The organism is Novipirellula galeiformis, assembly GCF_007860095.1.
In the GTDB taxonomy this organism is placed as follows: Bacteria; Planctomycetota; Planctomycetia; order Pirellulales; family Pirellulaceae; genus Novipirellula; species Novipirellula galeiformis.
This window is the reverse complement of the sequence record NZ_SJPT01000007.1, coordinates 1-21,452: the sequence shown is the minus strand read 5'-3', so window position 1 is coordinate 21,452 and position 21,452 is coordinate 1. Positions and strand designations below refer to the sequence as shown.

Annotated in this window: 23 protein-coding genes; 13 read left to right on the top strand and 10 right to left on the bottom strand. The window is 55.4% G+C overall.

The window, feature by feature from the left end:
* The first annotated feature begins 545 nt into the window (after positions 1-545).
* Genes Pla52o_RS18295 through Pla52o_RS18275 form a run of 5 tightly spaced genes read left to right on the top strand, consistent with a single transcriptional unit; the run spans position 546 to position 6,205 of the window.
* Complete coding sequence (locus Pla52o_RS18295; RefSeq protein WP_146596080.1) at positions 546-887, top strand: hypothetical protein; 342 nt, start codon at positions 546-548, stop codon at positions 885-887.
* A gap of 2 nt (positions 888-889) precedes the next feature.
* Positions 890-1,960, top strand: a complete 1,071-nt coding sequence (locus Pla52o_RS18290; protein WP_146596079.1) for an efflux RND transporter periplasmic adaptor subunit — start codon at positions 890-892, stop codon at positions 1,958-1,960.
* The gene (locus Pla52o_RS18285) at positions 1,957-3,843 is read left to right on the top strand and encodes an ATP-binding cassette domain-containing protein (protein ID WP_146596078.1); all 1,887 of its coding nucleotides are present in this window, start codon (positions 1,957-1,959) and stop codon (positions 3,841-3,843) included. Before Pla52o_RS18290 ends, Pla52o_RS18285 begins: the two co-directional genes overlap by 4 nt.
* On the top strand, positions 3,840-5,087 hold the full coding sequence (locus tag Pla52o_RS18280; protein WP_197169348.1) for an ABC transporter permease: 1,248 nt from the start codon (positions 3,840-3,842) through the stop codon (positions 5,085-5,087). Before Pla52o_RS18285 ends, Pla52o_RS18280 begins: the two co-directional genes overlap by 4 nt.
* A gap of 11 nt (positions 5,088-5,098) precedes the next feature.
* Positions 5,099-6,205, top strand: coding sequence for an ABC transporter permease (locus Pla52o_RS18275; RefSeq protein ID WP_197169347.1), 1,107 nt, complete (start codon positions 5,099-5,101; stop codon positions 6,203-6,205).
* 167 nt (positions 6,206-6,372) lie between these two features.
* On the opposite strand, the gene Pla52o_RS18270 is transcribed toward Pla52o_RS18275, so the two are convergent.
* From Pla52o_RS18270 to Pla52o_RS18225, 10 genes are all read right to left on the bottom strand, one after another.
* Positions 6,373-7,251 (bottom strand): F0F1 ATP synthase subunit gamma, encoded by an 879-nt coding sequence (locus tag Pla52o_RS18270; RefSeq protein ID WP_146596076.1) that lies wholly within the window; start codon positions 7,249-7,251, stop codon positions 6,373-6,375.
* On the bottom strand, positions 7,248-8,816 hold the full coding sequence (locus tag Pla52o_RS18265; protein ID WP_146596075.1) for an alternate F1F0 ATPase, F1 subunit alpha: 1,569 nt from the start codon (positions 8,814-8,816) through the stop codon (positions 7,248-7,250). The genes Pla52o_RS18270 and Pla52o_RS18265 overlap by 4 nt, the downstream gene beginning before the upstream one ends.
* The gene (locus Pla52o_RS18260; protein WP_146596074.1) at positions 8,813-9,610 is read right to left on the bottom strand and encodes a F0F1 ATP synthase subunit delta; all 798 of its coding nucleotides are present in this window, start codon (positions 9,608-9,610) and stop codon (positions 8,813-8,815) included. Before Pla52o_RS18260 ends, Pla52o_RS18265 begins: the two co-directional genes overlap by 4 nt.
* 3 nt (positions 9,611-9,613) lie before the next feature.
* Positions 9,614-9,895 carry a F0F1 ATP synthase subunit C gene (locus Pla52o_RS18255; RefSeq protein WP_146596073.1) on the bottom strand — a complete coding sequence of 94 codons (282 nt, stop codon included), beginning with the start codon at positions 9,893-9,895 and terminating at the stop codon, positions 9,614-9,616.
* Positions 9,896-9,916: 21 nt separating this feature from the next.
* Positions 9,917-10,621 (bottom strand): F0F1 ATP synthase subunit A, encoded by a 705-nt coding sequence (locus tag Pla52o_RS18250; RefSeq protein ID WP_146596072.1) that lies wholly within the window; start codon positions 10,619-10,621, stop codon positions 9,917-9,919.
* Positions 10,602-10,925, bottom strand: a complete 324-nt coding sequence (locus Pla52o_RS18245) for an N-ATPase subunit AtpR (RefSeq protein ID WP_146596071.1) — start codon at positions 10,923-10,925, stop codon at positions 10,602-10,604. The genes Pla52o_RS18250 and Pla52o_RS18245 overlap by 20 nt, the downstream gene beginning before the upstream one ends.
* Positions 10,918-11,274, bottom strand: a complete 357-nt coding sequence (locus Pla52o_RS18240; RefSeq protein ID WP_146596070.1) for an AtpZ/AtpI family protein — start codon at positions 11,272-11,274, stop codon at positions 10,918-10,920. The genes Pla52o_RS18245 and Pla52o_RS18240 overlap by 8 nt, the downstream gene beginning before the upstream one ends.
* Positions 11,267-11,674 carry a F0F1 ATP synthase subunit epsilon gene (locus tag Pla52o_RS18235; RefSeq protein ID WP_231612464.1) on the bottom strand — a complete coding sequence of 136 codons (408 nt, stop codon included), beginning with the start codon at positions 11,672-11,674 and terminating at the stop codon, positions 11,267-11,269. Before Pla52o_RS18235 ends, Pla52o_RS18240 begins: the two co-directional genes overlap by 8 nt.
* On the bottom strand, positions 11,646-13,163 hold the full coding sequence (gene atpD, locus Pla52o_RS18230; protein ID WP_146596069.1) for a F0F1 ATP synthase subunit beta: 1,518 nt from the start codon (positions 13,161-13,163) through the stop codon (positions 11,646-11,648). Before atpD ends, Pla52o_RS18235 begins: the two co-directional genes overlap by 29 nt.
* A gap of 541 nt (positions 13,164-13,704) precedes the next feature.
* Positions 13,705-14,586 carry an oxidoreductase gene (locus tag Pla52o_RS18225; RefSeq protein WP_146596068.1) on the bottom strand — a complete coding sequence of 294 codons (882 nt, stop codon included), beginning with the start codon at positions 14,584-14,586 and terminating at the stop codon, positions 13,705-13,707.
* A gap of 613 nt (positions 14,587-15,199) precedes the next feature.
* On the opposite strand from Pla52o_RS18225, the gene Pla52o_RS27040 reads away from it, so the two are divergent.
* The 8 genes from Pla52o_RS27040 to Pla52o_RS18195 all read left to right on the top strand — a co-directional run bounded on the left by Pla52o_RS27040 (position 15,200) and on the right by Pla52o_RS18195 (position 21,310).
* On the top strand, positions 15,200-15,364 hold the full coding sequence (locus Pla52o_RS27040) for a hypothetical protein (protein ID WP_197169346.1): 165 nt from the start codon (positions 15,200-15,202) through the stop codon (positions 15,362-15,364).
* The gene (locus Pla52o_RS18220) at positions 15,361-15,966 is read left to right on the top strand and encodes a histidine phosphatase family protein (protein ID WP_146596067.1); all 606 of its coding nucleotides are present in this window, start codon (positions 15,361-15,363) and stop codon (positions 15,964-15,966) included. Before Pla52o_RS27040 ends, Pla52o_RS18220 begins: the two co-directional genes overlap by 4 nt.
* Positions 15,963-16,424, top strand: a complete 462-nt coding sequence (locus tag Pla52o_RS27035) for a hypothetical protein (protein ID WP_197169345.1) — start codon at positions 15,963-15,965, stop codon at positions 16,422-16,424. Before Pla52o_RS18220 ends, Pla52o_RS27035 begins: the two co-directional genes overlap by 4 nt.
* 6 nt (positions 16,425-16,430) lie before the next feature.
* Positions 16,431-16,745 carry a hypothetical protein gene (locus tag Pla52o_RS27030; RefSeq protein WP_197169344.1) on the top strand — a complete coding sequence of 105 codons (315 nt, stop codon included), beginning with the start codon at positions 16,431-16,433 and terminating at the stop codon, positions 16,743-16,745.
* Complete coding sequence (locus tag Pla52o_RS18210) at positions 16,745-17,890, top strand: glycoside hydrolase family 130 protein (protein WP_146596325.1); 1,146 nt, start codon at positions 16,745-16,747, stop codon at positions 17,888-17,890. The genes Pla52o_RS27030 and Pla52o_RS18210 overlap by 1 nt, the downstream gene beginning before the upstream one ends.
* 299 nt (positions 17,891-18,189) lie before the next feature.
* Positions 18,190-19,914, top strand: coding sequence for a DUF5060 domain-containing protein (locus Pla52o_RS18205; RefSeq protein ID WP_146596066.1), 1,725 nt, complete (start codon positions 18,190-18,192; stop codon positions 19,912-19,914).
* Between the two features lie 109 nt (positions 19,915-20,023).
* A complete protein-coding gene (locus Pla52o_RS18200) occupies positions 20,024-20,503 on the top strand; it encodes an HD domain-containing protein (RefSeq protein ID WP_146596065.1) in 480 nt (159 codons plus the stop codon).
* 345 nt (positions 20,504-20,848) lie between these two features.
* Positions 20,849-21,310, top strand: a complete 462-nt coding sequence (locus Pla52o_RS18195) for a hypothetical protein (protein WP_146596064.1) — start codon at positions 20,849-20,851, stop codon at positions 21,308-21,310.
* Positions 21,311-21,452: the final 142 nt, after the last annotated feature.

The following is a 21,452-nucleotide window of genomic DNA, read 5'->3' as shown; positions in this document are numbered from 1 at the left end:
TTAGCCGCTTTGGCGTTAGCCACGGTTCAAGCGGGGCTAACGCCAAAACGGCTAATCTACCGAAAGACTCCTGCCTACCTGCTTAGACTTCACCTCTAGACTTCGCATCCCTACCACGAAGCAGGACGTTGGCTTGAACCCGCTTCATCGTTCTTGATCCTTTCCGATACTCGGATCGAGTTTACCATGCCTAATCCAATTCCTTCACCCCACTATCAAGCGACTGGGCGACGAGGCGACTGGGCCGCTCTGCCGTAATTGCTCTCGTTTGCGTCGATACAACAAATTGGTTCCCAGTAAGCCGAGTCGGCCAACCAGCAAAGTCGCCGAATGGCCATCAAGCACATCTTCACCGAATCGCGTTCGCCGCCCTGTTGCAACTGACTCGGCTCGCAGTTTGCGTTCCTCAGCGTACTTGAAATCATCCAGCTTGCGATTCAGGCCAAAACGTCCGAACGCGGTCGGTGGGGGCTGCTCTCTCCGCCCCGGCGTGTGCGTTTCGGGCCATCAACTGCGCATCGGTGCACAACTTTCGGGAATCACGCATGAGGGCCAACCCACTCAATCCTCTGTTTGTCGACACTCTCTATGGCAACGACGAAGACTTCGGCGAAGGTTGTGCCCGCGGGTGGGAGCGTAAGGGCTACCGGGTGGCTCAGTCCACCTGCGGTCAAGACGGCATCGAGCTGTGCCGCCATTATGATTTCGACATCGCCATCCTCGACATGGAACTTGTCTGGATTGTGACCGCGACGAATCGCAACATGGAAAGCAGGTTTCCGAGGGGGACTTTTGCGACGCCTTGCCCCTACCGCGTCAATGTGATTCCGTCGCGCAATCCACCGCTGGCCCTTCCAAATTTCGCAACCACCGTTGTTGTCAAATAAGCATGAAAAAGATCATTCGTTTTATCCTCTTGGTATGTTTTTTCGGGGCCGCTGGGACAGCATATTGGTATTGGCGATCTCAGCAGAGTCTGCAGGAGAGTGGCGAACTCGTCCTGTACGGCAACGTTGATGTTCGCCAGGTTGAGTTGGCGATCAACGGTAGCGAACGGATTGCCGAGTTAAATGTCGAGGAGGGGGATCGTGTTACCAGCGGGCAATTGCTCGCCAAGTTGGAAACCACGCGGTTGGAGCAATCCGTCGCGCGGGCCCAAGCCATCGTTGACGCTCAGAAGCAGGTCGTCGCTCGACTCGAGGCGGGCTCGCGACGTGAAGAGATCGCGAAGGCTCACGCGGATGTCGAGGAAGCACAAGCGACCGCGGTCGACAAGAGACGAAGGGAAGAGCGTGTCCGAAAGCTTCTGAAATCAAATGCGGCGTCGCAACAAGAAGTCGACGACGCGTTGGCGGAATATGAGTCGGCCAAAGCGAGCATCAAATCGTTGCAAGCGGTTGCGGACCTAGTCGTCGCTGGGCCGAGACAGGAAGACAAGACCGAAGCCAAGGCGACGCTCAAACGCTATGAAGCAGAGTTGGCACAGGCGGAACATGATTTAAGCGACGCGTCGCTATACGCTCCGTCCGTCGGCATCATTCAGGCCAGGATTCTGGAGGTGGGCGACATGGCTTCACCGCTGAAACCAGTCTTCACCATGGCACTGATCGATCCCGTTTGGGTGCGTGCTTATGTTTCGGAGCCCGACTTGGGCAAGATTTCAGAAGGGATGAGCGCCACCGTCATCACGGACAGCTTCCCGGACAAAGAGTACGTGGGATGGATCGGGTACATCTCACCGTCTGCCGAATTCACTCCGAAGCCCGTTGAAACTCGTGAATTGCGCACCAAACTGGTTTATCAGGTTCGTGTCTTTGTCAAAAATCCCGACAATGAATTGAGGATGGGGATGCCTGCGACGGTCAAGATCCAGCTCAAACAAACTACCGAGAAATCCGTCGCGGATGACCCCAGTGCGGGCGGCTCCACAGCGACCACGGACGCAGTGGCGCAACAATGAAACGCCAAGGACTTGTTGGCTCGTCCACGACGACAATCCATGACCACTCGTTTCCCAACGTCGGCGATGTTGCTTTGCAATTGAGCGATGTCACCAAGAGGTTCGGAGCGGGAAAGCGGACGGTCGATGCGCTGCGAACACTGCAGTTCAGTGTCGCAACGAGAAAGATCACCGGACTGATTGGACCGGATGGTGCCGGCAAAACAACGGTCATGCGATTGGCTGCGGGGATTCTGCATGCGGATCACGGAACGGTCACCGTGTTGGGACTGGATCCTGCCGAGCAATCGCTGCAGGTCCAAGCGGTCGTGGGCTACATGCCGCAGCGGTTCGGTTTGTACGAGGATCTAACGGTTCAGGAAAACCTGGATCTGTACGCCGATCTTCAAGGGGTTCCCGCTGACGTTCGACCGGCGCGTCTCAACGAGCTGATGCACATGACCGGACTGGCCCCGTTCACAAAACGGCTGGCGGGAAAATTGTCCGGCGGCATGAAGCAAAAACTGGGGTTGGCCTGCACGCTGATCCATCCGCCAAGACTGCTCTTACTTGATGAGCCCACCGTCGGCGTGGACCCCGTGTCGCGGCGAGAGCTGTGGGCGATCGTGGAACGCTTCGTGCGGGAAGAAGGAACCACGGTGCTGCTCAGCACGGCCTACTTGGACGAAGCCGAACGCTGTGATGAAGTGATCCTGTTGGACGAAGGTCAGTTGTTGGGCCAGGGCCCGCCCCATCAGTTCAGCGAACCTTTGACTGGGCGTACCTTCCAGGTGCAAATTCCTGGTCGCAAGAATCGTGATGTGCAAGAACGGTTGTCCGGCCAGCCAGGCGTGACCGACGCCGTGATTCAAGGGGATACGGTCCGATTGGTAGTGGGACGCAACGTGCAGTGGTCGGCCGCGCAATGGTTGCCCGATGATCCCAATGCTTCGATCACCGCGGTGCCGCCGAGATTTGAGGACGGGTTCATCGCCATGCTCCGTGAGCGTCACGCAAAGGGTGATCACGACCAAGAACGTCACGAAAGCGGATCGAAACCCGAAACATCCCTGCCGGCGACTCCCCTCGCTTCGCTCGACCCGCGCGAAGGGAGGGGGAAATCGGAATCACCGACGGGTGGCGATCCCATTGCTGGCGAAGATAGCCGTATTATCAACGTTCACCAAGTCGAGCGACGATTTGGCGATTTCTATGCCGTCAAGGGTGTGACCTTCGGCGTCAGTCGTGGCGAAGTCTTTGGCTTGCTGGGGGCCAATGGTGCTGGCAAGACAACCTTGTTCCGAATGCTTTGTGGCTTGCTTCCCGCCACCGGGGGAACCTTGCAAGTTGCGGGGGTCGACGTCCGCAAAGCGGCTGCTGAGGCGCGCGCGAAGATCGGCTACATGTCTCAAAAATTTTCGCTGTATGGAACGCTGAGTGTCGCCGACAACCTGCGGTTCTTCAGCAGTGCCTACGGGTTGAACGGACGTCGTCGCCGCGACCGAATGGAATGGGCGACCAACGAGTTCGAACTCGGGACGATTGCGGACGACAACAGCGGTGATTTGCCGTTGGGTTACAAACAGCGGTTGTCACTCGCCTGCGCGCTGATGCATGAACCGGAGCTTCTCTTTCTGGATGAGCCGACCTCCGGCGTCGACCCGTTGACTCGGCGGGAGTTTTGGCATCGTATCAATTCGCTCGCCACAGCCGGTGTCACAGTATTGGTCACGACGCACTTCATGGAAGAAGCGGAGTACTGCGATCGGATGGCAATCATGATGTCAGGTGAAATCCTGGCACTAGGCAGCCCCGCCGAAATCAAACAGCAATCTGCCAGCAAAGCCAATCCAAAACCCACGATGGAAGAGGCATTCATCCAGTTAATTGAATCGCCAAAATGACACGATCACACAAGCAATATACGGACCGGCAATTAACGGGCCAGCAACTAACGGGCCAGCAACTAACGGGCCAGCAACTAACGGGCCAGCAACCGGTGTCCCAACCACCGCAAGCCCAACACCGTGGCGGATCGTGGATGCGGCTACGGGGGCTCGTTCGCAAAGAGTTTTTGCAGGTTTGGCGTGATCCGAGTTCCTTGGCGATCGCGTTCGTGTTGCCCGTGGTTTTGCTGCTCATGTTTGGGTACGGAGTGTCACTGGATGCTGAACATGTACCGATCGCGTTGGTGGTCGAGAAAACGACTCCGGATACGACCAGCTTCTGTGCCGAACTCGAGCACTCGCAGTACTTCAGCCCAGTCTATGTTCATGGGATGCCAGCGGCTCGCCAGGCGATGATGGAGCGCCGGGTCGACGCGATCTTGCACCTGCGGGAAGATTTTTCCGCAAAGCTACGGCGGCCGGGCGGAGCAACCATTCAATTGGTCCTCAACGGTGTCGATGCGAATACCGCTCGAATTGTCGATGGATATGTCACTGCCGCGTACGGCAAATGGCTGGAACACCGCGTGACAGCGCGAGGCGAATCGCTGGTTGAGCCCGTCGTCGTGCAACAACGGATTTGGTTCAACGCCAATGTCCGCAGCCGAAACTACCTCGTCCCCGGTGTCATCGCCCTGGTGATGACACTGATTGGTTCGTTGCTAACCGCGATGTTGATGGCTCGTGAATGGGAACGCGGCACGATGGAAGCGATGATGGTGACGCCCGTCTCGATGATGGAAGTGTTGTTCGGAAAAATCCTGCCGTACTTTGTACTTGGCATGGGCGGGCTGACACTCTCGGTGGCGATGGGAGTGTGGCTTTTTGGCGTGCCGCTGCGCGGTTCCCTTTGGGTTTTGATGATGAGTTCCACTCTGTTTTTGTTGACCGCTCTTGGCATGGGGCTTTTCATTTCGACGGTGACCCGAGTTCAGTTCGTGGCCGGTCAAGTGGCGATCCTGACCACGTTCTTACCCGCGTTCATCTTGTCAGGTTTTATCTTTGACATCGGCAGCATGCCATGGCCGATCCAATGGCTGACGCACCTCATCCCAGCCCGCTACTACGTCACGCTGCTGAAGACGACCTTTCTTGCCGGTGATGTGTGGAGCGTCATCCTGCCCAATTCAGCGGCACTGGCGATCATGGCAATTGTTTTCTTAGGCCTTACTCTCATGCTTTCTCAAAAGCGACTCGATTAGCAGGTTTGCCCGTGTTCCGCTTGATCGCACTCATCCACAAAGAATTCCTGGCCCTGCTGAAGGATCCTCGCAGTCGCTTCGTCATCATTGCGCCACCGATCATTCAGCTATTGGTGTTTGGTTATGCAGCAACGTTCGATGTGACGGATGTCCCGCTGGCGGTCTACAACGAGAGTTCCGGAGAGGCATCGCGTGAATTGGTCGCACGTTTTGAAGGCTCCGCCAACTTTCGGCGCGTAGCCACGATCACGGAAGACCAGCAGATCGTCCCGCTCGTCGATAGCCGCACCGCGCTAGTTGTGCTGCACATCGGTCGCACCTTTAGCCGTGACTTGCACCGCGATGGCCAGGGCACGATTCAGATCATTCTCGATGGGCGTGATTCCAACACCGCCCTGATCACGCTGGGGTACGCTCGACAGATCGTCAAGCAGTTCAATGCCACCTGGGCGGCACAGCACGGCTTAGGTGCATCGCCCGCCCAACTGGAAGTACGCTCTTGGTACAACCCGAATCAACAGAGTCGCTGGTTCATCGTGCCGGGCATCGTTGGATTGTTGACGCTGGTCGTCACGTTGCTGGTCACAGCGTTATCCGTTGCACGCGAACGAGAACAAGGCACGTTCGACCAGTTATTGGTCACGCCGTATCGCCCCTGGGAAATCCTGGTCGGCAAAGCGACTCCTGGATTCATCATTGGCATTGCCGAAGCAACCGTGATTATCGTGGCAACGATCTACTGGTTTCAAGTTCCATTTCACGGCAGCCTGTTGACGCTCTACTGCGGAGTCGTGCTGTTCGTGCTGGCAGTCATCGGAATTGGGCTGATGATCTCGTCGCTGGCGGTGACCCAGCAACAAGCCTTGTTGGGGGCGTTCCTATTCCTCGTCCCCGCGATCATTCTGTCGGGATTTTCCACGCCGATCGCGAACATGCCTCCGTGGGTCCAGACGCTGACCTACCTCGACCCACTGCGTTACTTTATGATCGTGGTGCGTGGCACGTTTCTCGAAGGCACACCGTTCCATTTGCTGATTGAACAGTTTTGGCCGATGGTCTTGATCGCCTCTGCAACGCTGACCTCCGCAGGATGGCTGTTTCGTCGCCGGATGTACTAGCGTTGTTCGCTCGAAAGCCTCGCTACGGTGCTAGTCGTCCCGTCGCATTGGACTGCATTTTTAGACCGACCATCGTGGACTTCCGGCCGGGCGATTCTGGGACCACTTCGCCAAGGATCGATGAATGCAACTTTCATCTTCGCGGCGAATTGGGGTCGCCCTCAACTTCACAACGCCTCAAAGCCTGAAACGACGTCGAAGAGTTCCTCGTCGATGCTGCTTTGTCGCTTGCGGTGAAATGATGCGTTGAGTGTCGCAAGTAGCTCTTCAATGTTTTTGTCAGCACGTTGCATGGCAGCCAATCGACTGGCATTCTCGCTGGCCAATGACTCGGCACAGGCGCGAAACAGGGACACGAAAAGGTATTCGCCGGTTAACTTGCGAATCGTTTGTAGATTGTTACCCAAAACTTGTGGCGGATTCTTTGTCGGCCACGGAATTTCAGATCGCTGACGACGCCATGCGTTGTCCAGTGGCAGAAGGCGTTGACGGACGGGTTCGTAAAGTGAACCCGCCGTAGGTCGATTGTAAAACAAAAAGAGTTGGGTTTCTGGGTGGTGTTTGGTTTGCGTCTCGTACTCGACGAGAAGTTGACCTACTAAAGGTGCAATCGCTTTCACCGTGTTCGGCACGTTGAATCGACCCGCAAACTGCAATTGTGAATCGCCAAGAGACGGATGCACTCGCTCGCCAACGGTCCAAGTCATCTGCTCGCCGGGCAACTTCGCGAGCGTTCGTAACGCTTCGTCAGCAACGATCGTGTTGAATTGTCCGACCAGCCCTTGATCGGAACCGAACACGATCGCTGCCGTCATGTTCGTGGCCGGTGTCTGGGCATGCTGGAGTTTGCTGCCGGTGGATTCGGCTGCTCGAATACCCACGCCTAAACCGAGCTCGACGGTGCGGCTATAATCGGCGAGCGCGCGTACCGAGTTTTCGTACTGGACGATGTTAGAAGCGGCCATCGCCTTCATCGTCCGAACCACCGATTGCAAATCGGTGGCTGCCCCGATCTGGCGTTTTAGATCTGCTGTGGTTTGACTCAAGTGGCGGCTACCTGTCTTGAAGGAATCGTCTTATCGCTTGGCTGAAATGATTGGAGTGCATCGCGGGCGATTTTCAGGATTTCGTCGCGGTCCGCAGCGCTTAACGCGTCCGCGGTCTGTAGACGATCTTGCAGCTCAGCGGAAAGACTTCCCGCAGCGTCTCGAACCGCGGCTTCGGCCTCGGTCATTTGGTCCATCGGAACCGGATCAAAGTAGCCGCCCGTCAGAGCCAACAGGACCATCACCTGCGCCGGCACCGAGGCAGGGGAATGTTCAGCCTGTTTCAAACAGGCACGGATGCGCTGGCCGTGCTCGATCACTTGGCGAGTCGATTCATCGACCCGAGCTCCAAACTTGGAAAAGGTTTCCAGCTCTTCGAACTGTGCATACGCCAATTTGAGATCGCCAGCTACCGCACGGTAGGCCGCCCGTTGTGCCTTGCCGCCGACCCGCGAGACCGATTTGCCAACGTCAACTGCCGGCAAAATACCCAATTCAAATAGCGACGGCGATAAATAGATTTGGCCGTCGGTAATGGAGATCAAATTGGTTGGAATGTAGGCGGAAATGTTTTGCGCCTCGGTCTCGATGATGGGAAGTGCCGTCAACGAACCACCGCCCAGCTCCTCACGCAGATGAGTGGCGCGTTCTAAAAGTCGTGCGTGGAGATAAAAGATATCACCGGGAAAAGCCTCGCGACCTGGCGGACGCCGAAGCAACAAAGACAACTCGCGGTAGGCTCGGGCGTGGTGAGTCAGATCGTCATAGACAATCAGCACATCGCGGCCTTGCTCCATAAAATACTCCGCGATGGATGTTGCCGCGTACGGAGCGACATAGGCGAGTCCCGGCGGTTCGTTCCCTGCGGCGACGACGACGACCGTATAGCCCATCGCATCTTGGTCTTTTAGAGCTGCCACCACTTTTGCAACCGCTGATGCGCGTTGACCGATCGCGCAGTAGACACAAACGACGTCTTGATCTCGTTGATTAAGAATCGTGTCGATGGCGATCGCTGTTTTACCCGTTTGGCGATCTCCCAGGATGAGTTCACGCTGACCGCGACCGATCGGTATCATTGCGTCAACAACTTTCAGCCCCGTTTGCAGCGGCACGGTGACAGGGGCGCGATCCATGATCGAAGCCGCAGGGCGCTCGACGGGCTTACGTTGGTTGGAAACGACGGGGGCTCTTCCATCGAGCGGACGGCCTAGCGGATCGATCACACGGCCTAATAAACTGTCGCCGACCGCGACGTCCATGACCCGGCCGGTTCGGCGTACTTCCGCGCCCGCATGAAGCGTCGTGTAGTCACCGAGCAGTACGACGCCAATTTCTTTGGCATCGACATTGAACGCGATGCCAAGCGTCCCATTGGGAAACGTCACGATTTCGTCGTACCCAATTCCCGGCAATCCGGTGACTTGAGCAATGCCCGTCGAGACACTTGAGAGCGTTCCGACCTCCTGCGGCAGCAACGTTGGCGAGAACGATTGACGGCCACGGGAAAGACGCTCGAATGCTCGCTCAAATGTGAGTTGCACTAGGTCAATAGGTTCGTTCATGGGGCGATTCCTGCTTGCACATCCGCCGTTTGCGCTGAATCGTCGTCAAGCAATTCGCCCACACGTTTTTGAAGTGTATCGAGATAGTCACGGATGCTCCATGCGATCCTTTGTCCGCCGATCGTCAATTCAATCCCACTGGCGAGTTCCGCATCCGTGTCAAATCGAACAGGCATCTCCGTTGAGAATACTTCATTGAGTTTTCGCTGGATCGCGTCGTGTTGCTGAGCAGTCAGCTCCAGCGCGCTCCGCACGATTGCGGGATCGGAATGGGAAACTTGGATTTCAGCAACTTTATGCTTCACGCCATCATCGAGTGATTCCAAGCGAGCAAGAAACACATCGCAGATTCGGCCTTCTAAGTCGGCATCGGCTAAATCCGATAACGCATGACGCGCGATGGCAAACACTTCGGCTTGCGTCCGCCGGTTGATCTCTGCCTGCAAACTCGTGAGCTCGCGTTTCAACGATTCTTGACGTTTCGTTCGCAAGGCGTCGGTGTCGCTTCTCGCTTCGTCGAGCATCCGCTGTCGTTGAGCCTTGACGTCCTCGGTTGCCTTCGTCAACAATTCGTTCCGGTGTTGGTCAAACGCTTCGTTCTTCTTTGTGAATTCGTCGCGTTCCTGCTTGGCTTCACGTTTTTTCGCGTCTGCGTCAGCAAGTTCGTCCGCGATTCGCTGCTCCCGCTTGTCGATAGCATCCAAGATGGGCTTGTAGAGAAAACGCTTCAGTAGCCAGACTAAAATCAGAAAGTTGACAGTCTGTGCAGCGACGGTGAACCAGTCGACGAGCATCGTTTAGTTCCCTGTCGCTTGGGCGATAACGTGATTCCAAAATGGGTTGGCAAAAATTAGAATCATCGATACGACGAAGCAATAAATTGCGGTCGACTCGATCATTGCCAAGCCAACAAATAATGTTCGCGTGATCGTCGGCGAGGCATCGGGCTGTTGCGCGATTGACGTCAGCGCGGTTGCGACCGCTCGGCCTTCGGCAAACGCCGGTGCCATCGTGCCAAAACCCGTTGTGATTCCTGCAATGACAATCGACGTCACTGCGATCCAAGTTGTGCTATCCATGTTGTTTCCTTTAAAAGTGTCTCATTCGGTTGTTATGGTGGTTTCCGTTTCGACCTTGGGCTGGCGAACACGAGTCGCCGCCGCAATGTAGACCGCTGCCAAAATGCTGAAGATGTATGCCTGGACCATCCCGGTCAGTAGTCCTAGCAGTGTCATCACAATCGGAAAGAGAAAGGGCGTGATCGAAAGCAGAATGCCGATGATCATCGCCCCGCTCATCATGTTGCCGAACAGGCGGATGGCGAGGGCTAGCGTTCGTGAGACTTCGCTGATGAGGTTGAACGGCAGCATAATGAACGTCGGTTCGATATAGGATTTCAAATAGCCGCCAACTCCCTGGTCTTCAATTCCAAATATCGGAACGGCGACAAAGACGCATAACGCCAGCGCACAGGTGGTCGAAAGCGATCCCGTGGGAGGTTCATAGCCGGGAAGAATCGTGAACAGACTCGCGGTGGCAACAAACAGGAACAGCGTCCCGATAAAGGCGAGGTATTTCTCAGGTTTGCGAAGTCCGATGCTTTTGATTTGCTCGACGATTCCAGTGACGATGATTTCCAACAGGTTTTGCCAGCGAGTACGCTTGATCTCCGGCGACAACGTTCGCGTAATCAGCAGCGATCCGATGGTAAGCACTAGCATGATTGCCCATGTGAATACAATCGTGCCGTTGAGTTTGACAAAACCTGATTGCCAAAGGATCCATTCATCGGGGCTGAGACGCATAGTCGCTCTCCTTCGCGGGACGAGATCCTGAGGTTTCAGCGTTTCGCGTCAGACGTGTCACGACCACTCTCGCGATCAAAAATCCCGCTAGGCATAGCAGGACTCGCTGCCATTTTCCGTCAGCGACGAAGTAGAAACCAACCAGTGTGGCCACCATTCGCGACAGTTGGCTGATCAAAAACAAAGCCGCAGGATGATCCGAGGTCAGCCCTTTGCGAACGGTCCACCATAACCCACCAAAGAAAAATGCACCTAAGGCCAAGCCAGAAATGAGGGGCACCCCCGTGTTGAGTAGCTCATTCATTTTCGTCGTCCTTCTCTTCGTGCATCGCTTTATCCTCTTTGGAAACCCACATCCAAGCATTGAAACAACCGATCAGCAAACCGGCCACCAACAACATCAACGTCCACGACTGAGCACGTGGGAAGTGACGGTCAAGCCACAGACCAACGGCCGTTCCCACCAACGTCGGCACCACGACCGACCAACCGATTAGCCCCATCATGCCCAGTCCGAACCAAACGCCGGAGTCATGTCGCCGCATCGCTTTCATTTTTCGCTTTGCTTTTGTGTCTACTTGGCGAGCAAACGTAGATGAGTGGCTCGTTTGATTCGCTTGGTTCGTTCGATTTGGGTCGGGTTTTTCATTCATGATGCAAATTCGCGATGCGACGAACGAAATCGCTTTCCATTTTTGCCAGCACGGCGCGAACGTTTTGCTCTTGTTCATTCAACGTCAAGAATTCTCGTTGGACTGCTTCACGCAGCTGGCTCAAGTCCGCGCCCACGATTGCGTTGCGAACCGAAACCAACACGTTCATTCCGGTCTTTACCATCGCGCCGTCGTCGACCGCCACAAACGACTCGCCAGCGTCTTCGGTTTCGTAGACTAGTATCCCGGGCGTGATCGCGGCCACGCAGTCGAGTCGGTGCGGCAAGAGTCCAAAAGAGCCAAACTGAGTTTCCGCGACCACCCGCAAAACACGCGTATGCTCGACGAGCACTTCAAACGGCAACAAAATCTTAAGCGTCATGTGTGCTGAGATTGGCATGCTCGGTCTCCTTGTCGCTGTGCGGATCGGATCCGTTGGGTTCCGATCCACTGGGGTTTGGGGAGTTGGGCATTTTGGCTTCGTCGATCTTGCCAATCATGTACAGCGATTTTTCTGGGTAGTCCTTGAATTCATCGTTCAGAATCCGCCTGCATCCGTCGAGCGAATCTTCCAAGCTGACCGCTTTGCCTTTCAGCCCGGTGAATTGTTCGGTAGTGAAGAACGGTTGGGTCAGGAATCGTTCCAACTGCCGAGCGCGAGCGACGACGTTTCGATCGTTCGGCGATAGTTGTTCCAGCCCTAGCATCGCGATGATGTCTTTCAAGTCGTCGTATTGAGCGAGCGTACGTCGAATTTCTTGAGCCAATTCATAGTGCTGCATACCGACGATTCCCGGTGTCGCCATTTTGGAATTCGATTGCAACGGATCAATCGCCGGAAACAAGCCTTCGCTCGCTCGTTTACGTGACAGCACAATCGAAGCCGACAGGTGCGAGAACGTGTGGACGGCGGCGGGGTCGGTGAAGTCGTCGGCTGGGACGTACACGGCTTGGATCGACGTGATCGCGCCCGAATCGGTGTTGGCGATCCGCTCTTCTAACCCAGAAAGCTCGGTTCCCATCGTCGGTTGATAACCCAAGCGCGAAGGCATTTGACCCATCAAACCAGAGACTTCCATGCCGGCTTGGATGAAGCGAAAGATGTTGTCGATCAACAACAACACGTCGCGATGTTCTTCGTCACGAAAATACTCAGCCATCGTCAGGGCTGCGTGGCCAACACGAAACCGGCTGCCCGGTGGTTCGTTCATTTGACCGAAAATCATCACCATGTTGTCCAGCACACCGGCGGACTTCATTTCGCGGTGAAGCTCTTCACCTTCGCGACAACGTTCTCCGATGCCACAAAAAATGCTCGTCCCTTCTTCGTGGCCGACCATATTGTGAATCAGCTCAGCCAACAGCACCGTCTTGCCAACTCCGGCGCCGCCGAACAGACCGGCTTTGCCACCGCGTTCCAAAGGCAGGAGCACGTCGATCGCTTTGATTCCCGTCTCGAACACTTCGGATTTCGTCGATCGGCGGACAAGTGGAGGTGGGGCTTGATGCACGCTTCGCCACTGGACGTCTGCCAGAGCCGGGCCCCGATCAATCGTGTTGCCAAACACGTCTAACATTCGCGATAGAATCGGTTTGCCCACGGGAGCCAACAAGGGACTTTGTGTGTCCTGCACTTTCATCCCACGTGCTAATCCTTGCGTGGGCGTCAGCGCAATCCCACGCACGAGATGGGCATCGAGTTGGGCGAGCACTTCAATCGCGATCTCCTGGTCGGGCCCAGCTCGCAACATCGTATGGATCGCAGGCAACCGTTCATTGAAGCTAACATCCACAACGCTGCCGCGCACTGCGACCACCTTGCCGAAATGCGATCCCGGTTTTGAGGTGTCAGTCGATGGGGTGCGGGTTGTTTCGTGCGATGTCGTCATCAGTCGCATTCTTTGCAGTTCTGTAGCAAATTAGCGCCCACTCGATCAGGCGAGGCGCGTTCGCACTCAGCTAAGCAGGTAGGCAGGAGTCTTTCGGTCGATTAGCCGTTTTGGCGTTAGCCACGGTTCAAGCGGTTCAACTGAGGCTAACGCCCAAGCGGCTAATGGGATTTCACCCAATCATTCCTGCCTCCCTGCTTATCCGTTGATCGCTATTGGAATGACGATCATAGAATTGCGAGTCGAGGTGCAAATCCCTTGATTCGTCATCGAGCCGGAAGCCATGCCCCAGATGTCGGATTCTACCATGGACGCAGCCGTGTTGGGGCGTCTTTCGCTCCGCGGAAGAATGCAGAAACGCTACTTTCGCAAAACGAAAGTCGACATCGATTTTCCGCTCGATCGTCGCCCTTGTGCGAACCGCGAAAGTTCGGCGTTCACGAGCGTCAATGTTTGAGTATCGCCATTGACGGCTTGCACCCTTTGAAAATCTCGATTCGAGGTCGAACGGTTGATTCGCCAAGCGACAATCTGATTTGAATCATTTTGTCGCTGCGGGAGTCGCATCGGGGAAATCGGCTCCACGGGATACCGCTTCCCATGCCGCGAACTCGTCACGCAGTTCGTCAAGCTTTGAAATCGCGCCATCATAGGCATCGTTACCAAGCAGCAAACGGTGGGGTGGATTGGGGGACTCAACAGCCTTTACAATCGCTTCAGCGGCACGGACTGGGTCGCCATTCTGATTGCCTGAATTGGCACGTAGCTGACGAATGTTCTTGTCCGCCGTGTTCGCATAGTCTGCGATCTGGTGTTCGGTTTGGTTCGCTGATCGTCCAGCCCAATCGGTTCGGAAGCCGCTCGGTTCGACCAGCATGACCTTAATGCCCAGTGGTTCCACTTCCTGCCACAGTGCTTCCGACAATCCCTCGACCGCAAACTTCGTCGCGTTGTAATAGCCAAGCGCTGGGAACGACCGTAGTCCGCCAATCGAAGACAGGTTAACGATATAACCCTGGCGACGCTTTCGCATTCCAGGCAGCACGACGTGGATCATACGACTGAGCCCAAACACATTCACTTCGAACATGTTTCGGACTCCCTCCTCGTCGCTTTCCTCCACAGCGGCGAAGTAGCCGATGCCCGCGTTGTTGACCAGCACATCGATGCCACCGTAATGGTCCTCAGCAGCTTTGACGGCTGCTTCCGCTTGTGACCTGTCCGTCACATCCAGCTTGAGAACCAAAGCGTCTCCGAGTTCCGCCAAGTCACGAACATCTTCCGGATCGCGAGACGTCACGACTGCGCGATAGCCAAGTTCCAGCACATGCTTGGCGATCTGCCGCCCAAATCCTGTGGAGCATCCCGTGATGAACCAAACGGGCGTCTCGGATTGCTTGCTGTTCTTTGTTGCGGATGTCATTGCTTTACTTTTCTTTGTTCAGGAACCATCAAACGGAGCGTTTTCAACTGAGAGTGCATTTCAGTGCATTTGGCGGGCCACTTTGGATCAATCATCGAAATTGCTTTCGGATTGTCAGCTAAGGTCTGCAAACGACAGAGGTCACGATGGATTGGTTAAGCAGCAGGTTGAAACTTCGTTCCTGATTTAACGGTTCCCTCCCACAACGCGTTTTTTCGCATTGAGAGGTTCACGAATGCACCTTGGTGGATACCGCCATGGAACCGTGGGGCACGCTTTGGATTGCGTTTCGACGCGTTAATGCGAAAATAGCAAATGTTGGTTGCGATTATCAAATCAGAGGGATCCAAGGCGATTCCAATCGATTCATTGCCTTACGTTTCGAGCAATCGATGAGAGTAAAAGTACAAATGCATGCGAATCACTCTGAACTCGCAATTTTGCAGCGGTCCAACAATGCGAGCGTTTGAGTACGAACACGATGGGGATGTATTTGGTCGGACCACTGGAAAGAACTTCGGCTAGCTCGTCGTCCGCATCGGCAAGGATGACGAGGGATTTAGTCGCCGACGATAACGGCCGTTTGCATTCACTTTATTGGAAGACCCGACCCATGCTCGAACACACATTCCTTTCCGCCGATGGGGGGTGCATTCTCGAGCCCTCGGGACCGTTGGAAACCGCTCACCGCGTGTATCCCGACGTCAAACACTTTTCCAAATCCGAAAACGAAGTCACGCTGAGTTGGCTCAAGAGCAACGTCGGAGTACCACAATGACACTGCGTTTATTCCTTGTTCGACATGGTGAAACCGCGTGGTCGCTGTCTGGACAACATAGCGGTCGTGCCGATATTCCGCTGACCGAGAATGGCGAGCACGAAGCGCGTCAACTGGGTGATCGGATTCGCAGCTTCACTTTTAGCCACGTCATGACCAGCCCGTTACAACGTGCGCAGCGGACGTGCGAATTGGCGGGTTTGCCGCGGCCAGCGGAAATCGAATCCGACTTGATGGAATGGGACAACGGCGACTACGAGAGCCGAACTCATCAGGAAATCGTCGCGACGCATCCGGGATGGAATCTGTTCCGAGACGGCTGCCCCAACGGTGAGATGCCCGAGCAAATTTCGGCCCGGGCCGACCGACTGATTCACAGACTGATTGAGTTGGATGGCGATATTGCTCTTTTTTCGCACAGTCATTTTGGGCGTGTCCTGGCCGCACGTTGGATCGGTTTGTCGGCCAAGCATGCTCAGCAATTTCTGCTCAACACCGCGTCACTGAGTATTCTCGGCTACGAACACGATCGGCCAGACCAACCCGCCATTGCGTTGTGGAACTCCGCACCGCTGGAAAGATTCGGCGGGGGAACGCTATGAAAAAACTAGTTACCTTCGGCTTGGACGGCACGCTCGCTCAGACCAAATCCCCGCTCGACGACGAGATGGCGGAACGGCTCACCGGGGTGCTCAGCATCGTCGACGTCGCAGTGATTTCCGGTGGTGCTTGGCCGCAGTTTGAAAAACAAGTGCTCGCACAATTACCGGACCACGCCAAGCTCGAGCAGCTGTCGATCCTGCCGGCTTGTGGGACGAAGTTCTATCGATTCATCGGCGAGTGGACGCCAATCGATTCGGAAGACTTTGACGCAGCACAGAAAGCAAAGATCATCAGTGCCTTGGGAAATGCGATTCACGTCACAGAGACTGAAGTTGAAAATGTCTGGGGTGAACCGCTCGAGGACCGTGGAAGTCAAATCACGTTTTCAGGGTTAGCCTCACAAGGCTCCGATCGACGCGAAAGAAAAGTGGGATCCGAACTTCACCAAGCGAAATGAAATGAAATGAAAGCGAGCCTTCGTGAACTGATTCCTGAGGTTGCCGTGAACCTTGATGGCACGACGTCCATCGACATCACTAAGCCGGGCATCGACAAGGGGGATGGCATCCGAAAGCGACGCGACACACTGGGGATTGAAATCAGCGATAGGATCTTCGTGGGCGATGCAATCTTTCCCGGCGGCAACGACCATCCGACTACGCAAAGCGGGACGCCGTCGATCTGCGTCAGAGATCCCAATGAAACGAAACGTATTATCGAAACGATCATCGCATGCCTGAGTGATCCGATAACCGCGAACACCACGGAAGTGACATGATGCATGACTTTGAACTGAAGCGTCTTGGTCTATTGATGGAGGCTGAACCTGGCAATCCACAGGAAGTTGGCGGAGTGCTGAATCCGGCTGCGGTTCGTGGACCGGATGGCAATCTGTACTTGTTTCCACGCTTGGTCGGGAAGAACAACTTCTCACGCATCGGCATCGCGCGAGTGCAATTTAGCGAAGCCGGCGACCCTTGCGGAGTCGAGCGGTTGGGGATCGCATTGGCACCGGAGGCGGATTACGAACTGCAAGCGGACGGTCGCGGCGGATGCGAAGACGCTCGCGTGACTTATGTCGAACACCTCAAACGCTACGTTATGACCTACACCGCATTCTCCAAAGTCGGTCCCCGGATTGCATTGGCCGTTTCGGAGGACTTGTTTCATTGGCAGCGACTTGGGCTCGCCACTTTTGAACCGTTTGGTGGGATCGATTTCGTGAATGTGGACAACAAGGACGCGAGTCTGTTTCCGGTTGCCGTCCCGAACCATCAAGGAAAGTTGCAGCTGGCGATGATTCACCGTCCACTTTTCATTGGATCGCGGCCGGAAGAAACCGAGTGCGAAGCATGTTCTCGAATGGTCGACCTTGATCACGAGAGTATTTGGATTTCGTATTGCCCGATGAAATTAGATGGCGTCGGCTCACAACATCTGGGATGTTTCAATTCCCATCACCGCCTGGCTACCCCTATTGAACCATGGGAGTCACTCAAAATCGGCGGCGGCACACCGCCGGTGCTGACACGTCTGGGCTGGATGATTCTGTACCATGGTGTTCATACATCAAATGAAATGGACGGAATCGGAAAACATCTCTGCTATTCGGCCGGTGTCATGATTCTATCCAAGGACCATCCTCGCACGATTCTGTACCGGTCCGCCGAACCCGTGTTGACCCCTAACTTTCCCCACGAACGAGACGGCGTTGTCGCAAATGTGGTTTTTCCCACCGGCATCGATTGCCGCAGTGACATTGGTCATCCGGATCGCTTCGATATCTACTACGGCATGGCCGACTCGCGAATCGGCGTAGCGAGTATGACGCTTCCACGGGAACTTCCCATCACGATCGCACCGAGAGTCGATGCACCGAACGCAATCGTGCCAATCGTCGCGAACCGACCTTCGCGGAATTGATGGCGGGCCGCGAGTCAAGACGCCAAGCGGCACAGCGTATCAGGGGGAGGATACGATGTCCCATGGATGAATGAGGTCGTCGCCGAGCGAACCAGACTTTGGTGTACGCTTTGCGCCCATCAATCGGTCCTGGCGTCGTGCACTGACCGAGGAACCCGAGGCAAAACGCCCCCGTCGCCTCAAGCGTTTAAATATCGCCCAATCCTGTGGAAAGCGTCGTTTGCCTAAAGTGCATTTTACAAGAATGTCGGTACAATTTAGACCGCCCAAAAAACTCGCCGCTTACCGATTTTATCAATATGAAAACCCTTCGATTCGTCACTTGCGTGTGCTTCTGCTTCATCGCGTTGCGTGCTCAAGCCGTTGAGGTCATGCAGGTCAACGAAGTTAGCTTTAACGCGTCACGAAGTTACAGCAACCCGTACCTTGACGTGGACCTGTGGGTCACACTTTCGGGACCGAGCGGCGAAACGTACTTGGTGCCCGCCTTTTGGGATGGCGAGGATGTGTTTCGCGTACGCTTGGTCGCAACCTCGCCGGGCCAATGGTCCTGGTCAACCGGAACCACGACTAACGATTCAGGACTCGATAATAAGAGCGGATCCTATATTGCCACCGCAACGACCAAAACTCAGAAGCAAGAGAACCCGAACCGTCGTGGTTTTATTCGTACCCGTGGGGCGACCTTGGAGTATGCCGACGGAACCCCTTATTTCTTTACCGCCGATACGGTATGGGTCGCATTCACAAAAATCTTTCCTTGGAACGCGGAAGGCATCGCCGGGATTTCCTTCCAGGATTACTTTTCGCAGCGGAAACGTCAGGGGTTTAACGGCGTCAATGTGATCGCCAGTTATCCCACCGATACAACCACTTCGGCCGAGGGCGTTTGGGCGCGAGAAGTACGCGGTCAAAAGGTTTCCGAAACCGGTCTTACTCCCTTCGAAATCGTCTTGGACCAAGCCGATTACACACGCATCCATCCCGAGTATTGGCAAGAGACGGACAAGAAAATGGAGTACTTGTCCGACAACGGGTTCGTCCCGTTTTTTGAGTCGGTCCGACGTCACGAAGTGTGGCCGCGAAAGAGCACGGCTCAGAAAAACGCGTTCACGAACTATACGAGATACCTGATCGCTCGCTATGGTTGCTACAACATGATCTACAGCTGGCTGCACTGGGATACCGTCGATCGTGTCTACCCTGATTGGTTGCCGCTAGTGAAGAATGCACACGCTTATCTCAAAGCTAAAAATGGCACGGGCAAGTTGCCCTACGGTCAACCTCGCACGGCGATGGCTTATGGAAGTAGTCTAAAGACGTGGGCGAAGGACGAGCCGGCACTGTTGGACCTGCACAATGTCAGCAATAAATACCGTGACGAGCGAATGTATTTGTGGTTGCGAGAGATGTATCGCAATTCGCCACAACATCCCGCGATGAACGTCGAACCCTACTACCCGGCGGTTCCCGTTGGTGAAGTCGAAGGTCTGGATGCTACGGAGATGGCTCAGTTCCAAATGTATGGATCGGTGCTCAATGGCGGCTTCGGCGGGCACGCATGGGGAGATGCTTATTTTGGCGGAGTCGCGTTCTGGATCGATAAAAAGTATCCGATTCCAGCTGACGAGCGTCAGCAGAAGCATGCGCTCACCAAGTGGAAGTCCTCGGGCATGATGCACTTAAAAAATTACGTGCTGGACGAAGGACACGACTATCGGGTTTTGAAACCGGCATCGGATACCCACCTGGGAAACAGTCATGGGGACATGCATGCGTTGGCGATCTCAAGTGACAACAAGAGCTTTGCGTTAGGTTTTTGTACAAAGGGATTCCCTGCCTCATTTGTCAAAGGCCTTCCACCGAATCGTGACTATCTCTTTGCATGGTGGGACGTTGAAACAGGCCGATGGCAAGACGCGACTACCATCAAAACGGATGAAAACGGCAAACTGCGCTGGCCCCGCGTACCGGACCCATTACGGAATTGGGCTTTCCGGATCCGACTCAAAGATTCACTTTAGGTGGGTTAGGCGTCAATTTGAACTGCAGCTCGTGTCGCCTTAACGGCGGAATCGTCGGCGCGGAAGCGTTGCTGCTGAATGGGAAACCAATGATTGAAACGGAATTTTGATGTCGGATCTCGATGCAGCGTTAGTTTTGGTGACGACCCATTTTCGTGGAGTTCGCGACAAGAGCGGCGCGCCTTATGTGCTGCACTGTCTGCGGGCAATGATGGGAGTCCAGTCGCTTGATGCCAAGATCGTCGCGGTGATGCATGACTTGGTCGAAGACACTTCGGTGACGATGGATGATTTGCGGCAACAGGGCTTCTCTGAATCGGTACTCACCGCGGTGGAGTTGGTCACGCACCATCCGACGGACTCGTACGAGGACTATGTGGCGCGTATCAAAGCCAATCCGATTGCTCGCGAAGTCAAGCTTGCCGATCTTCGCGACAACACCGATCCTCGACGGGTGCTCTTGCGTGAAGGCTGTGAAGGGCGGGATACGGTGCGAATCCAAAAGTACTTGCTTAGCCACCAGTTCTTGACTGACGAGATTGATGAGCCGAGCTATCGCCGACGGATGAAAGCCTTGCCGACCATTTAGCCTCCGCGGTGTCAATCAAAGCAACCGCGTAGGGCAAAGACAACGGGCCCAGTTTGTCGAGCGGCCGCGGGGGGGTAACAGGATGGAAGGGAGGAAACGGAGAGCCCCGTGTGGGGCTCGATGCATCCACCACTTAGGATGGTGTGGCTCCGATCGAGAAACCGCGGTCCGCCTGAGCCCAATTCCAAACGATGGCGAGACGAGTCTCGGGGGTGCAAGGGCCCCATCACGCGATGGCCGAACCCCCGTATCTGGATACTCGCAGCCTGGATATGTTGCGGTGGACTTGCCCGGATGAGGCCCAGCAATTCATGAATCTTTCAACGAATCCAGGAATGAAAACGGATGGGACAACTTAATGACGTGGGCGAGGCCGACGGTTGGCGATGTTGGCTGTGTGACGAACCGGTCCAGCGCGAGATGTCGCCCAACGATCCTCGCGCAGCCAGTGTAGACACTCGCATCACCAAGGGCCGCGCGAAGAAAAGAAAGCAGGACAAGGGCGACTTGCCACCCGAGCGTTTGGCACACAAGGGCTGCAACACCGGCAAGGGCGCGAATGATCCCGTGGTGCCCTGGGCGGATCACCTGATTGTCGTGGACCCGGCACCGATCATCGCAGCCGCCGAGCGACTGGAGCGAATGGGGGGCCGCGAAGCGATGGCGCGTTGCCCCACGCGGGAAGACGCCGACGCCGCAGCGGCCTGGCTGATTGATCGACTCTCGCGTCTCACTCCCGACTTGGAGGTGCGCACGGAAATCGCGACCACTGGAGGCCAATACCTAGTCAGCTTGCACACGAAGTGAAGTAAGGCCGGTTCCTACCGGCCGTCTCCCATGCGTGGCCGACGGAATCGATCCTCGATCGGTCGCCGTCGGGGAGGTTTTGCCGACATCAAATAACGAACATCGAAGCTCCGTTTGCTCCTGTTCAATCAGCATGCGAACC

Excerpts from the sequence above, each read along its gene's own strand:
- Pla52o_RS18295 (WP_146596080.1), top strand. The coding sequence starts at position 546 with ATGAGGGCCAACCCACTCAATCCTCTGTTTGTCGACACTCTCTATGGC.
- Pla52o_RS18290 (WP_146596079.1), top strand. The coding sequence starts at position 890 with ATGAAAAAGATCATTCGTTTTATCCTCTTGGTATGTTTTTTCGGGGCC.
- Pla52o_RS18285 (WP_146596078.1), top strand. The coding sequence starts at position 1,957 with ATGAAACGCCAAGGACTTGTTGGCTCGTCCACGACGACAATCCATGAC.
- Pla52o_RS18280 (WP_197169348.1), top strand. The coding sequence starts at position 3,840 with ATGACACGATCACACAAGCAATATACGGACCGGCAATTAACGGGCCAG.
- Pla52o_RS18265 (WP_146596075.1), bottom strand. The coding sequence starts at position 8,816 with ATGAACGAACCTATTGACCTAGTGCAACTCACATTTGAGCGAGCATTC.
- Pla52o_RS18260 (WP_146596074.1), bottom strand. The coding sequence starts at position 9,610 with ATGCTCGTCGACTGGTTCACCGTCGCTGCACAGACTGTCAACTTTCTG.
- Pla52o_RS18255 (WP_146596073.1), bottom strand. The coding sequence starts at position 9,895 with ATGGATAGCACAACTTGGATCGCAGTGACGTCGATTGTCATTGCAGGA.
- Pla52o_RS18250 (WP_146596072.1), bottom strand. The coding sequence starts at position 10,621 with ATGCGTCTCAGCCCCGATGAATGGATCCTTTGGCAATCAGGTTTTGTC.
- Pla52o_RS18245 (WP_146596071.1), bottom strand. The coding sequence starts at position 10,925 with ATGAATGAGCTACTCAACACGGGGGTGCCCCTCATTTCTGGCTTGGCC.
- Pla52o_RS18240 (WP_146596070.1), bottom strand. The coding sequence starts at position 11,274 with ATGAATGAAAAACCCGACCCAAATCGAACGAACCAAGCGAATCAAACG.
- Pla52o_RS18235 (WP_231612464.1), bottom strand. The coding sequence starts at position 11,674 with ATGCCAATCTCAGCACACATGACGCTTAAGATTTTGTTGCCGTTTGAA.
- atpD (WP_146596069.1), bottom strand. The coding sequence starts at position 13,163 with ATGACGACATCGCACGAAACAACCCGCACCCCATCGACTGACACCTCA.
- Pla52o_RS18225 (WP_146596068.1), bottom strand. The coding sequence starts at position 14,586 with ATGACATCCGCAACAAAGAACAGCAAGCAATCCGAGACGCCCGTTTGG.
- Pla52o_RS27040 (WP_197169346.1), top strand. The coding sequence starts at position 15,200 with ATGCTCGAACACACATTCCTTTCCGCCGATGGGGGGTGCATTCTCGAG.
- Pla52o_RS18220 (WP_146596067.1), top strand. The coding sequence starts at position 15,361 with ATGACACTGCGTTTATTCCTTGTTCGACATGGTGAAACCGCGTGGTCG.
- Pla52o_RS27035 (WP_197169345.1), top strand. The coding sequence starts at position 15,963 with ATGAAAAAACTAGTTACCTTCGGCTTGGACGGCACGCTCGCTCAGACC.
- Pla52o_RS27030 (WP_197169344.1), top strand. The coding sequence starts at position 16,431 with ATGAAAGCGAGCCTTCGTGAACTGATTCCTGAGGTTGCCGTGAACCTT.
- Pla52o_RS18210 (WP_146596325.1), top strand. The coding sequence starts at position 16,745 with ATGCATGACTTTGAACTGAAGCGTCTTGGTCTATTGATGGAGGCTGAA.
- Pla52o_RS18205 (WP_146596066.1), top strand. The coding sequence starts at position 18,190 with ATGAAAACCCTTCGATTCGTCACTTGCGTGTGCTTCTGCTTCATCGCG.
- Pla52o_RS18200 (WP_146596065.1), top strand. The coding sequence starts at position 20,024 with ATGTCGGATCTCGATGCAGCGTTAGTTTTGGTGACGACCCATTTTCGT.
- Pla52o_RS18195 (WP_146596064.1), top strand. The coding sequence starts at position 20,849 with ATGGGACAACTTAATGACGTGGGCGAGGCCGACGGTTGGCGATGTTGG.